12 protein-coding genes are annotated in these 12,131 nt (G+C 35.3%); 1 reads left to right on the forward strand and 11 read right to left on the reverse strand.

What is annotated here, in order from left to right:
* Positions 1-65: 65 nt before the first annotated feature.
* From VBZ51_RS18125 to recR, 7 genes are all read right to left on the reverse strand, one after another.
* Positions 66-1,316, reverse strand: coding sequence for a competence/damage-inducible protein A (locus VBZ51_RS18125; protein ID WP_416577853.1), 1,251 nt, complete (start codon positions 1,314-1,316; stop codon positions 66-68).
* Positions 1,316-1,654, reverse strand: a complete 339-nt coding sequence (locus VBZ51_RS18130) for an Hpt domain-containing protein (RefSeq protein ID WP_416577854.1) — start codon at positions 1,652-1,654, stop codon at positions 1,316-1,318. The genes VBZ51_RS18125 and VBZ51_RS18130 overlap by 1 nt, the downstream gene beginning before the upstream one ends.
* On the reverse strand, positions 1,654-2,265 hold the full coding sequence (locus tag VBZ51_RS18135) for a fumarylacetoacetate hydrolase family protein (RefSeq protein ID WP_071340025.1): 612 nt from the start codon (positions 2,263-2,265) through the stop codon (positions 1,654-1,656). Before VBZ51_RS18135 ends, VBZ51_RS18130 begins: the two co-directional genes overlap by 1 nt.
* Before the next feature lie 6 nt (positions 2,266-2,271).
* Positions 2,272-3,186, reverse strand: coding sequence for a carboxypeptidase-like regulatory domain-containing protein (locus tag VBZ51_RS18140; RefSeq protein WP_416577855.1), 915 nt, complete (start codon positions 3,184-3,186; stop codon positions 2,272-2,274).
* A 2-nt stretch (positions 3,187-3,188) separates the two neighbouring features.
* Positions 3,189-3,965 (reverse strand): exonuclease domain-containing protein, encoded by a 777-nt coding sequence (locus tag VBZ51_RS18145; RefSeq protein ID WP_416577856.1) that lies wholly within the window; start codon positions 3,963-3,965, stop codon positions 3,189-3,191.
* Between the two features lie 164 nt (positions 3,966-4,129).
* The gene (locus VBZ51_RS18150; RefSeq protein ID WP_416577857.1) at positions 4,130-5,572 is read right to left on the reverse strand and encodes a 2-oxo acid dehydrogenase subunit E2; all 1,443 of its coding nucleotides are present in this window, start codon (positions 5,570-5,572) and stop codon (positions 4,130-4,132) included.
* Between the two features lie 90 nt (positions 5,573-5,662).
* The gene (gene recR, locus VBZ51_RS18155) at positions 5,663-6,283 is read right to left on the reverse strand and encodes a recombination mediator RecR (protein WP_416577858.1); all 621 of its coding nucleotides are present in this window, start codon (positions 6,281-6,283) and stop codon (positions 5,663-5,665) included.
* 195 nt (positions 6,284-6,478) lie between these two features.
* On the opposite strand from recR, the gene VBZ51_RS18160 reads away from it, so the two are divergent.
* Positions 6,479-7,966, forward strand: coding sequence for a sodium:solute symporter (locus VBZ51_RS18160; RefSeq protein ID WP_286813462.1), 1,488 nt, complete (start codon positions 6,479-6,481; stop codon positions 7,964-7,966).
* Here the strand turns inward: VBZ51_RS18160 and VBZ51_RS18165 are convergent.
* The 4 genes from VBZ51_RS18165 to VBZ51_RS18180 form a co-directional block, all read right to left on the reverse strand.
* Entirely contained in the window at positions 7,963-8,322 is a 360-nt protein-coding gene (locus VBZ51_RS18165; RefSeq protein ID WP_058105686.1) for a CoA-binding protein, read from the reverse strand. The two genes, VBZ51_RS18160 and VBZ51_RS18165, sit on opposite strands and share 4 nt — an antisense overlap.
* Positions 8,323-8,713: 391 nt before the next feature.
* Positions 8,714-9,724 (reverse strand): 3-oxoacyl-ACP synthase III family protein, encoded by a 1,011-nt coding sequence (locus VBZ51_RS18170; protein WP_099192504.1) that lies wholly within the window; start codon positions 9,722-9,724, stop codon positions 8,714-8,716.
* A gap of 109 nt (positions 9,725-9,833) precedes the next feature.
* Positions 9,834-11,141, reverse strand: a complete 1,308-nt coding sequence (locus VBZ51_RS18175; protein ID WP_416577859.1) for an ABC1 kinase family protein — start codon at positions 11,139-11,141, stop codon at positions 9,834-9,836.
* Positions 11,142-11,156: 15 nt separating this feature from the next.
* Entirely contained in the window at positions 11,157-11,810 is a 654-nt protein-coding gene (locus VBZ51_RS18180) for a TetR family transcriptional regulator C-terminal domain-containing protein (RefSeq protein ID WP_416577860.1), read from the reverse strand.
* Positions 11,811-12,131 lie beyond the last annotated feature (321 nt).

The raw sequence follows: 12,131 nt of genomic DNA on the forward strand, positions 1-12,131 counted from the left end.
CTGACTTTTTCTTTTAAACAGGGTGCAAATTTATATCTTTTTTATCGTTCCAACAACAATAAAGTTCACATTTTTAAAATTTCTTTTTGAAGCAGCTCAAATGCCTTATTTACAGACTTTTCCACAACCCGTTCTCTTGTACTTCCCATTTGAAATTTTTGCACAATTTGTGACGTAGGACCATCAATTGCAATAAATACTGTTCCAACATCTGCTTTTGAGTCTCCTTTTGTTGGTCCTGCATTGCCTGTTGTTGCAATTGCAAAATCAGTTTTCATCAATTTTTTGGCACCTTTTGCCATGGCAACGGCAACCTCTGCACTTACCACAGAATAGTCTTCTACTAATTTAACCGGTACTTTTAGCACATTAATTTTAGTTTCGGTAGCATAGCTGACCACACTCCCCTTAAAATACTTGGACGCCCCAGGTATTGAAGTTATTTTCTCTGCGATTTTTCCTCCTGTAAAACTTTCGGCAGTAGATAAGCTCAAACTTTTATCGGTCAACATTTTAGCTACCAACTCTTCTATACTTTGATCATCTTCCAAACCAAAGACAATATCTTTTATTAAAGGATAAAGTTTGCCTATCTCTGCATCCATAGCAGTTGCCAGTTCACTATAATTTACACCTTTACCGGATAGCCTTAACCTAACCTTGCCCAAATTTGGAAGATATGCCAATTTTATATTCTTGGGCAATGCATCTTCCCAAGCTTCTATTTTTTTAGCAATAGCACTTTCTCCCATACCATAGGTAACCACTGTTCTATGAATAATGTACGGTCTTTTATAATATGCTGTCAATTTAGGAATTACCGACTTGGTCATCAAATGCTTCATCTCAAACGGTACACCTGGCATAGATATAAATGTAACATTGCCCTGTCTGATCAACATTCCTGGAGCTGTGCCATTTGCATTATGCAATACCTCTGCCTTACTTGGTACTAAAGCTTGCATTCTATTAATATCGGAAATGGGGGTATTGCTGATGTATTTTGCAAAAAGCTCCTCTACATGAGCTAGAACCTGCGCATTCTCTACAAGTTCATCATTAAAAAACTCACACAAAGTGTGTTTGGTAATGTCATCTTTGGTGGGTCCCAGACCGCCGGTAACAATTACAATATCAACGCGCTCAGATGCTTCTTTAAAAGCATTCAACATATGAACCCGTTCATCTTGTATAGATGTTATCTGATAAACCGAAATACCAATTTTATTGAGTTCTTTTCCTATGAAAGCGGAATTGGTATCTACAACTTGGCCAATGAGAATCTCGTCGCCAATGGTAATAATTTCAGCAAGCATTATAACTGAAAGTCATTTTTTAGTTCTGCTACTACTTGATTAATATCTGTCTTAAGCAATGGAAATTTTGTCTCGATCTCAGCCATATTCGCTTCCTGTTTACCAAGAGTCTCTATCTCCAAGGCTATGGCACGTGTTTGCTCCATACCCAACAAATCTACGTTAGGTTTAATTTTATGGGCCAATTTATATACTTTATCATGGTCTTTAGCTTGTAAGGCATTCTCTAAAGCCTCTAAATCTTCGGGCACTTCTTCCAAAAAAACAGAAATAACAGAATTTATAAAATCCTGATCTCCTTCTGCCATCTCATTAATCTTATCAAGGTTATAAATCATTATTTAATTTTTAAGGTAAAAAGTTCTTTATCTTCCAAACTCCCCGAAAGATAGTCATTTGGACTTATTTTGCCAACACCGGCCGGAGTTCCTGTAAAAATAATATCTCCTTTTTTCAACATAAAGAATGTTGACACGTAAGCTATAATCTCATCAATCTTCCAAAGCATTAAACTGGTATTGCCTTTTTGCACCACCTCATTGTTCTTTACCAACGTAAAATTTAAGTCGTTGATATTTTCAAAATCGGTTTTTGGTAACCACTCCCCTATTACCGCTGCACCATCGAAACCTTTGGCTTTCTCCCATGGCAAGCCTTTTTCCTTTAGTTTAGATTGTAAATCTCTTGCCGTAAAATCTATACCTAAACCAATTTCATCGTAATAGGTGGGTGCAAATTCTTTACTAATATGTTTTCCTACTTTCTTGATCTTTACCAAAACCTCAACTTCATAATGTACATCATTTGAGAATTCCGGAATATAAAAATCTTGTTGTTTTGGCAACACCGATGAATCTGGCTTTATGAAAACAACAGGCTCTTCTGGTCTTTCATTTTCCAACTCATTGATATGGGCTGTATAATTTCTACCGATACAAATAATCTTCATTTCAATCTATCTTTTCTTCGACAATTTTAAACTTACCGCAGGTATTAAATTCTCATTATTACCTGGCGCCTTAATTGCAAAATCACTCCACTCTCCCATACCATAAACCATGGTCTTAAAATTTTGGTTTTTCTGATATACTGCAGCAAAGGTAGGTGCAAATCTATCTTCAACAACTTTTTTGTTGGTGACAGCATGTTTATAGGTATTTGTATACCAATTATAAGGCAAGAACAACCATTCTAACCCAATATAAACACCTTCATCGGGCATTTTGATATTCATACTAGATAAATCTATAGATACAAAATCCTCAGTTTTAGAACTCTCCAGAATTATACTTTTACGTATTAAATCATGGTTTGGTTTCTGCGTTTTCTTATCTACATCATACACCCTAAGCCTAAATTTAGATGATGCTCTTTTAAATTTACTATTCTGCTGTACGTGAATGGTTATTTTCTCAATAAATTTTTTAGAAGCTCCTATATTTGGAAAATACAATGCCAATACCCAAGGAGTCTCTGCCGATGAAAATCCACTTTTTATACTATATGAGCTCACCGGGTTCAACACCTGAGAATCTCCCAAGCTGTGCGACACAACCACTTCCTCAAGCTCAAAAGTTTCTTCTTTAAGATGAATCTTCTTTTTTTGAGAAATAATTTTAGCCGGTATTATGGTGTCCTTAAAACCAAGTGCCGAAATATGCACCTCACGCTCCAAGTAAGATTCCGGTACGTCTATATAAAAATAGCCGTCTTCATCACTTGAAGTTCCTTTAAGTGTTTTTAAAAAACTAACATTGGCATAAGGTACTGGTGTTTTTGTCTTCTCATCTAAAACATGCCCTTCAACCAAAACCTCTTGAGCATGACCAGTACCAAAAATCAATAAAAAAATTATTAATAGAGTACGCATGATCAACTCAACTTGTTGTTTAATTTGCTCAATTTAATCTGAGTAAGTATTTTTTTTGTGTACAATGGAAAATCGGCATTTAACATCCATCCAAAATAACCAGGTTCATTTTCCAATACCGCATGTACTTTTTTGCCTTTGTGTTTACCAAAAGCAAATACTTCTTCGCCATCTTCATCCAATGCAATAAAACCTGCAAAATCAACCGATTGTTTTCTTCTAGAAAATTCCGATAGCTTTTTGACATTATTTTCCAAATCCGGATACCTGTCCAATTGGGAAAGCAAAACTTCGTAAGTGGCATTGGTATCGGCTGCCGCACTATGCGCATCGGTAAGTTCTTTGTTACAATAGAATTTATATGCAGCTTCCAAAGTACGCTTTTCCATTTTATGAAAAATGGTCTGCACATCTACAGATACTGTGTTTTTCATATCAAAATCAATATCTGCCCGCAACAATTCTTCCGCTAACAAGGGAATATCAAACCTATCTGAATTAAAACCTCCCAAATCACTATCCTTGATCATTTTATAAATTTCCTTAGATAGTTCTTTAAAGGTTGGCTCATTGGCAACCTTCTCATTTGTTATTCCATGAACGGCAACTACCTCCTCAGGTATTGTAATCTCAGGATTTACAAGCCAAGTTTTACTCTCCTTATTTCCGTTAGGGTATACTTTTAATATTGCAATTTCAACAATACGATCTTTTGCCACATTTACCCCTGTTGTTTCCAAATCAAAGAAACAAATTGGTCTGGTAAGCTTTAATTCCATACAAGTTCTACTTTTAACAAAGATACCTTTTCGTTTTTTAGGCACATAAATTTAGTATTGATTAATTTTATTTATAGACATAACACCTAAACAATCAGCATTATAACAAAAAACACCTTGCTATATCATATAGCAAGGTGTTATTAACTAATAATTAATTATTTCTATATTTCTCTATTCAAATCCCAATTTTCAAGATAATCTGCTACCGCCTTGGCGAACATACTACCTAAAGCCCCATTGACCACTCTATGGTCATAACTATGGGATAAGTACATTTTACTACGCACCGCAATTACATCTCCTTCCGCAGTTTCTATTACCGAAGGAATTTTTCTTATAGCACCCAATGCCAATATACCTACTTGTGGCTGATTAATTATGGGAGTTCCAAAAACACTACCAAACGTACCAACATTGGTAACCGTATAGGTACCACCTTGCACCTCGTCTGGTTTTAAGGCATTGTTTCTAGATCGGTCTGCCAAATCATTTACAACTTTAGCTATACCTAATAAATTTAATTGATCTGCATTTTTAATTACAGGTACGATCAAATTGCCATCCGGTAAAGCAGCGGCCATACCTATATTAATATTTTTCTTTTTTATTACGCTATCGCCATCAACAGAAATATTCATCATAGGATATTTCTTCAAAGCCTTGGCCACAGCTTCCATAAAAATAGGTGTGTAGGTAAACTTCTCTCCTTCCCTTTTAAAGAACGCGTCCTTTATTTTATTTCTCCAAGTAACAATATTAGTTACATCTACCTCTATAAAACTTTGAACATGTGCAGATGTGGAAACACTGTCAGTCATATGTTTGGCAATCAATTTCCCCATTCTTGACATTGGTATAACCTCATCTCCTCGAGAAACCTGTATTTTAGGTTTTTCAGAAGTGGGGGCTTGCGTAGATGCTGTAGCGGGGGCTACCTTTTCCGGAGCTGGTGGTGCCGTTACTTTTTCTTCTACCGGGGTAGATACCTTTTCTGGTACTGCCACTTTTTGTGATACCACTACCCTTTCTTGAACAGCTGCTCTTTCTGGTGTAGAAATTCTTTCTACAGGATTACTTTCTCCCTTTTTAACGTAGTTTAAAATATCGTCTTTGGTTACCCTGCCGTCTTTTCCGGTTCCTGTAATAGTCTCCAATTCATCAAAAGAAATACCTTCTTGTCTTGCTATATTCTTTACCAATGGAGAATAAAAGCGATCTGAAGTTCCGTTCAATTGCGCTACAGATGTTTGGGCCCTAGCATGCATAACGGCAGATTCTGCTGCAGATACCATTTCTTGTAACACAGGCTCTTCCGTTTCAACTTCTTTATCCTTTTGCTCAGGTTCTGCTATTTCAACATCGCCACCTACCTGTATTATTGCTACCGTTTGCCCAACTTCAACAACATCATCAACATTGAAACATTTTTCAATTAAAACACCATCTACCTCACTAGGCACTTCACTATCCACTTTATCCGTAGCAATTTCGAAAATGGGCTCGTCCATTTCAATCGTATCACCTACCTCCTTCAACCATGATGTCAATGTTGCTTCTGCAACACTCTCTCCCATTCGTGGTAGTTTCAATTCAAATTTTGACATATCGATAATTTAAAGCTTGTTTTGTTTGTAATTTTTACAAAAATAATAAAATAAATACCTTTTTATTGATACTTAACTAAAAATCAAGAGTTAATCTTGCCGAAGCGACCCTTCAAAGGGCACTCTGTTCAAAATACTTCTCCCTAAGGTAACCTCATCTGCATATTCCAACTCATCACCAACGGCTATACCTCTTGCTATTGTAGAGGTTTTAATTTCAAAACCCTCAATTTGCCTAAAAATATAAAAATTGGTGGTATCGCCCTCCATTGTAGAACTCAACGCAAAAATCAACTCCTTTATTACGCCATTCTTCACTTTGTCTACCAAGGTCCCTATTTTCAAATTTTGCGGTCCAATACCTTCCATTGGCGAAATCTTACCTCCTAGAACATGGTACTTGCCTCTAAATTGACCGGTATTTTCTATAGCCATTACATCCCTAATTTCCTCTACCACACACACCAATGCGTCATCTCTTTTCGGGTTGGCACAAATTTCACACAACACCGTATCAGAAATATTATGACAATTTTCACAAAATTGAATTTTACTTCTTAAATCCAATAATGAGGTAGCCAAATTGCTTGTACGCTGTTCTGGTTGCTTTAAAAGATGAAGCACCAGCCGTAAAGCTGTACGCTTACCTATACCTGGCAACTGCGAGACTTCATAAACCGCATTTTCCAATAATTTAGAAGAGAATTCCATAGTTAAATATGGGTATAAATTTACGATTAAACTTATTAAGGGTATCGTATAGTTTTCTTAAAATTTAACATTAAACCGTATCATTGCTACCTATGGGCACCATTTCAAGTCTCCAAAGACATACTTCTTTTACAGTTTATAACAACTTATAAATGGTCATTTAACTTTTTGTAATTTGCCGGCAAATTTCAATTTATGAATGCCTCTCATATTCTATTGCTCATTTCCGGTTATTTCGTTTTACTGCTGGTCATATCTTATTTTACCGGCAAAAACGATTCTAACGAAGATTTTTTTAAAGCCGGTAAACAATCTCCATGGTACTTGGTTGCTTTTGGTATGGTAGGAGCATCATTATCCGGGGTTACCTTTATTTCTGTTCCAGGTTGGGTAGATGCTTCTCAATTTAGTTATATGCAGGTTGTACTCGGGTACTTTTTAGGCTATCTGGTTACCGCATTTGTATTACTACCAATTTATTATAAACAGAATGTAACTTCTATTTACGAATATCTAGATAATAGATTTGGTTTTGTGAGCTATAAGGTTGGCGCCATTTCTTTCTTTATTTCTAGAGTACTTGGTGCGGCTTTCCGTCTATTTTTGGTTGCAATAGTTTTACAACAATTTGTTTTTGATGCATGGAACGTTCCTTTTGAGATTACCGTAATTTTATCTATTCTACTCATCTGGATCTATACTTTTAAAGGGGGAATTAAAACAATTGTCTGGACAGATACCTTACAAACCCTATTCATGTTGATTTCTGTGGGACTCTCCATATATTTTATTCTTGATAAAATGGACTGGACCTTTATTGAATTTTTAAATTCTCAAGAATTAGGGCAATACAGCAAAACTTTCTTTACCGATGACCTTTCATCTAAAAATCATTTAGTTAAATCTTTTCTTGGTGGTATGTTCATTACGATATGTATGACAGGACTTGATCAAGATATGATGCAAAAGAACCTTACTTGTAGAAATTTGGGGGAAGCACAAAAAAACATGGTAAGTTTCAGTGTTGTGCTTGTAGTCGTCACTTTTGTATTTATGCTTTTGGGTGCTTTATTATTCATCTATGCCGATGCTCATAATATAGCCTTACCACTTATGGATGGCGCACCAAAGTCCGACCTATTGTTCCCCGAGATTGCACTTAACAGTGGTCTTGGCATAACAGTAGCCGTAACCTTTATGCTCGGTTTAATTGCAGCAGCATATAGTAGTGCAGATAGCGCACTTACCTCTTTGACCACTTCTTTTTGTGTAGATTTTCTTAATACCGAAAAAAAACCGGAATCGGTAGCTAAAAAAACACGTAGAATTACCCATATTGGCATGAGCATACTTCTAATCATCGTGGTAATTTCCTTTAAATATATTTTAGATAGAAATGTAATTGATGGCTTACTAACTGTAGCATCATATACCTATGGACCTCTGCTAGGCTTGTTTTCTTTTGGAATTTTCACAAAGCACCAAGTGAAAGACAAATATGTATGGATCGTTGCACTTGTTTGTGTCTCTATTATTTTACTTTTGGCCAAGTTACCGGCATCATATTTAAGCGGATACGTATTTGGCTACGAACTTTTGCCATTAAATGGACTACTTACCTTTGTAGGATTATGGTTTATTCGTAAGAAAAATACATCTCCGGATATAGGTGACATCGCCTAATATTGCCCGGTACTTAACAGTACTAAAGTACAGGCAACTTCAGGTTCTATATTATTATTTCTCAATATGTTATAAAACTCTGGGTTTTCTGTACCAGGATTAAAAATAACCCGTTTAGGCGCTAACGATACAATGCTATTATAATATTCTTCTTGTCTTTTTGGGTTTATATATAGGGTTATTGTATGAATATCATTAATTTTGTCTAACTTATTACTGATATTGACTCCTGAAACCTTACCTTCCCTTAAACCAAAGGCAAAGGTTTCCACCCCCGAATCTACCAGTCTATGTATTGCTAAATTGCTATATCGATTTGGTTTTAAGGAGGCTCCGAAAACTAGGGTCTTTTTCATAATAAAAAAATGTTAAAAATGCACTTAATAAGTAACTAATTAGGCAATATTTCGTCTATTAGTAGAGTTAGATACTCTTACGAGTACAAAGATTTTGTTGGTAACGCTATATGTTTATAGTTAATGGTTAGTGTTTAGTATAGCCTATCAGCATTTGAAGCCCGGCTTCCAATTCATTTTGGAATGTCCGGGTTTCTTCTTTTATACCTTATCTCAAAAGAATTTATTTTTATCGCACCGTGATAATATAGTACATGACCGTTCGTAACAATTAGACATTATTAACGTCTATTATTATGTATAGTGATATTTAATATAGAAGATTGGTTGGTTTTTTCTTATTGAGTAAAACTATATAGCACCCATGGCAAAACCATGGGTGCTTTATTTTTTACCATCTTATGATTACACTACCCCAGGTAAATCCACTGCCGAATGCAGCCAAGACAACAAGATCACCACTTTTTACCTTACCAGCTTCCCATGCCTCTGTAAGGGCAATTGGAATTGATGCCGCTGTGGTGTTACCGTATTTCATGATGTTATTGAACACTTGATCATCTGTTAACTGAAATTTCTTTTGAATAAACTGAGATATTCTCAAATTTGCCTGGTGCGGTACCAACAAATCAATATCGGTAGCATTTAATTTATTCTTCTCTAAACCTTCCACTATAACTTCACTGAAACGAACCACTGCGTTTTTAAATACAAACTGCCCGTTCATGTAGGGAAAGTAAGATTCATCATTAGGATCGCTATCTTCCATAATATCGGTTACCCATCTATTACCCATACCCGGAGCGATCAATGAAAGTTCTTCCGCATGTTGACCTTCTGAATGCAAATGTGTAGATAATATACCTTTTGTAGTATCTTCTTCTCTTGTAAGTACAGCCGCTCCTGCTCCATCTCCAAAAATTACGGAAACACTTCTACCCCGCGTTGTCATATCTAAACCATGGGAGTGCAGCTCTGAACCTATAACAAGTACGTTTTTGTACATGCCCGTTTTTATATACTGGTCTGCTATGGAAACCGCATATACGAACCCAGAGCATTGGTTACGAACATCTAATGCCCCAACGGTCTTGATTCCTAAATCTCTTTGTACCAAAACTCCCGGTCCAGGAAAATAATAATCAGGACTTAAAGTGGCAAACACTATAAAATCTATATCATCCTTATCAATACCAGCTCTTTCAATAGCTATTTTGGCCGCCTTAACACCCATTGTAGTTGTAGTATCGCCATCACCCTTAACTACATGTCTTCTTTCCTTTATACCGGTTCTTTCTTGGATCCAAGCATCATTTGTATCCATCACCTTAGACAAATCGTCATTTGTCACTACATTTTCAGGTACATAATGACCTAAGCCAATTATTTTAGAATTATACATAGTAATTTTTTAATCCTGATCGTTCAGGTTGAATTAGTGTTGCAATATAAACAACTATTAAGAAATCACATTAAAAATATAACCAACACTTGTTATGACTGTTACCTACTTAAAGGTACTTTCTGTAGTTATCCACCTTAATATTCGCCTTTAGATCATGAAGTAAATTATACAGACCAAAAAAAGTTCTGTTCATATACAAAAAGTGTTTGGACCCTCTATTACCATTCATCTTTCTTATTTGCTTATCTGATGAAAACTGCTCGCCCAAATCTGCAATCTTAGCCCAAAAAACCTCATCACCAAAATCAAAATCTTTTTTATGAAAGGGTGATGTAAACAAACTTAAGAGTTGGTGAAATATAGATTTGAAAAACGTTATTTCTTGTTGAGTATCCGTAGGCATCAAAATTTCAAGTTGATACAATTTTTCAGTAAATATTTTATCGTCGGAAATATTTTTTGGAACAGCCAATTCAAAATAAGGAACATAAAAAGCATCTGGCACCTCTTTTATGCATCCGAAGTCTATAGCAATTAGTTCATTGTCTTCACTGACCAAAAAATTGCCCGGGTGCGGGTCTGCATGCACTTTTCGTAAAGCATGGATCTGATACATATAAAAATCCCAAAGAGCCTGCCCCAACTTATCACCTGTCTCTGGTTCAAAATTGGTCTTGGTAAACTCGCTCAAATGCTTACCGCTCATCCAATCCATAGTGATAATACGCTCACTAGATAAATCAGTATAGTAATTTGGAAAATTTATATTGGGAATTACCCTGCAAGCGTCAGTTATTTCCTTGCTTTGAGCAACTTCTAAAATATAATCTGTTTCCTCTACAAGTTTATGTTCAACTTCCTTAAAATATTTATCCGAATCCTTACCCTGCAAATTAAACATACGAGTGGCAATAGGCTTAACAATAGCTAGGTCGCTACTTATACTTTGTGCAACACCTGGATATTGAATTTTCACCGCCAAGGTCTTACCGTCTTTTGTAGCTTTATGGACCTGACCAATACTTGCTGCGTTTATAGAATCTTTTTCAAAAGAGTCAAAAACCTCTTCGGGATATTTATCTAGGTATTTCTTAAATGTTTTTCTAACCAGAGGTGCAGATAAAGGAGGAACTGAAAATTGTGATAATGAAAACTTCTCAACATAGGCATTGGGCAATAAATTCTTTTCCATGCTCAGCATTTGAGCTACCTTTAAGGCACTACCTTTTAAAGATTTTAACCCATCATAGATATCTGCCGCATTGTCTTCGTTCAACTCATCTTTGGTAGTTTCTGGATTGATGATTTTTTTACCAAAATATTTAGCATAGTTACCTCCTATTTTAGCGCCTGTCTTTACCAGTTTACTTGCTCTTTCTATCTTCCCGGTAGGTATTTTATCAAGTGTTTTCATAACCTTTAGATTACATTAGGCAAATTTTTCTTTATAAAGAAATTTTCCAAAATCTAGGATATTCTCTAATGGTGTATTATCGAAAACATCAAAAATTGTATTAACAGATTTCTCAACGGCAACATCAGTTTTTTCAAAAGCTGCAGAATCATCCGATTTCCAAAAATTCATTAAAAATAAGGTCTGCAACCAAGCCCCTTCTGAAAACAACTGTGGATTATGCTTTGTTATTTTACTAGTCTTTTGCTCATTTCCTTCTGTAATAAGGCGTTTGGCGTAATCTTTTACATTTTTTCTAAGATCCTTTAATTGGGCTAGATTTTTCAAAGGACTTTCTGCACGTTCCATGATGTACAATACATAACTTCTATTCAAGGTCAAAACCTCAAAAAAAGTGTAGAAGAACGTAAGCATTTTATCTCTATTGGCATATGATTGGTAATCTGCATTTTTTTCTATGACATTGATTGTATTTTCAAAAAAGGAATTCCAAACTCCCTTCTTCAAAGCCTCAATAGAACCGAAATACAAATAAAAATCCGCTTCTTCAATTGCATTGACCTTACAGAACTTATAGACCGTTTTTGGCAAATGTTCATGCTCAAAAACATAATCCATAAACTTGGCTATTATAACTTCTTTAGTAACCTTTTTAGCTTTAGCGCACATATCTTTTTATTTAAAAATGGCAGAAAAAATGAACAGTAGAAAATAGTTCATGTTGGTTTTTGTAATAAGAACGTGCCACCTAGCAGTAACACGTTCTTAACAACCTAACCAATAAATAATCAACGTGTGATTGTGTTTGAAAAACTTTTTCATAGCAATTATTCCCAATCACAGAACAAATATACATTATGTTTAACTTTTCTACTTAAAAATTAAACAAAAATATTTGTTAAACTTTTACAACCCTTCAACTGTCAGTTTGTCACTCTTACCTACTATGGTATTTTTTTTGTCCTTACCCGTGAAACAAACATTTAACAA

It is taken from the genome of Maribacter sp. HS, from assembly GCF_048059195.1.
Taxonomy (GTDB): domain Bacteria; phylum Bacteroidota; class Bacteroidia; order Flavobacteriales; family Flavobacteriaceae; genus Maribacter; species Maribacter dokdonensis.

Coding starts and splice junctions, on each gene's coding strand:
- VBZ51_RS18125 (WP_416577853.1), bottom strand. CDS start 1,316: ATGCTTGCTGAAATTATTACCATTGGCGACGAGATTCTCATTGGCCAA.
- VBZ51_RS18130 (WP_416577854.1), bottom strand. CDS start 1,654: ATGATTTATAACCTTGATAAGATTAATGAGATGGCAGAAGGAGATCAG.
- VBZ51_RS18135 (WP_071340025.1), bottom strand. CDS start 2,265: ATGAAGATTATTTGTATCGGTAGAAATTATACAGCCCATATCAATGAG.
- VBZ51_RS18140 (WP_416577855.1), bottom strand. CDS start 3,186: ATGCGTACTCTATTAATAATTTTTTTATTGATTTTTGGTACTGGTCAT.
- VBZ51_RS18145 (WP_416577856.1), bottom strand. CDS start 3,965: ATGGAATTAAAGCTTACCAGACCAATTTGTTTCTTTGATTTGGAAACA.
- VBZ51_RS18150 (WP_416577857.1), bottom strand. CDS start 5,572: ATGTCAAAATTTGAATTGAAACTACCACGAATGGGAGAGAGTGTTGCA.
- recR (WP_416577858.1), bottom strand. CDS start 6,283: ATGGAATTCTCTTCTAAATTATTGGAAAATGCGGTTTATGAAGTCTCG.
- VBZ51_RS18160 (WP_286813462.1), top strand. CDS start 6,479: ATGAATGCCTCTCATATTCTATTGCTCATTTCCGGTTATTTCGTTTTA.
- VBZ51_RS18165 (WP_058105686.1), bottom strand. CDS start 8,322: ATGAAAAAGACCCTAGTTTTCGGAGCCTCCTTAAAACCAAATCGATAT.
- VBZ51_RS18170 (WP_099192504.1), bottom strand. CDS start 9,724: ATGTATAATTCTAAAATAATTGGCTTAGGTCATTATGTACCTGAAAAT.
- VBZ51_RS18175 (WP_416577859.1), bottom strand. CDS start 11,141: ATGAAAACACTTGATAAAATACCTACCGGGAAGATAGAAAGAGCAAGT.
- VBZ51_RS18180 (WP_416577860.1), bottom strand. CDS start 11,810: ATGTGCGCTAAAGCTAAAAAGGTTACTAAAGAAGTTATAATAGCCAAG.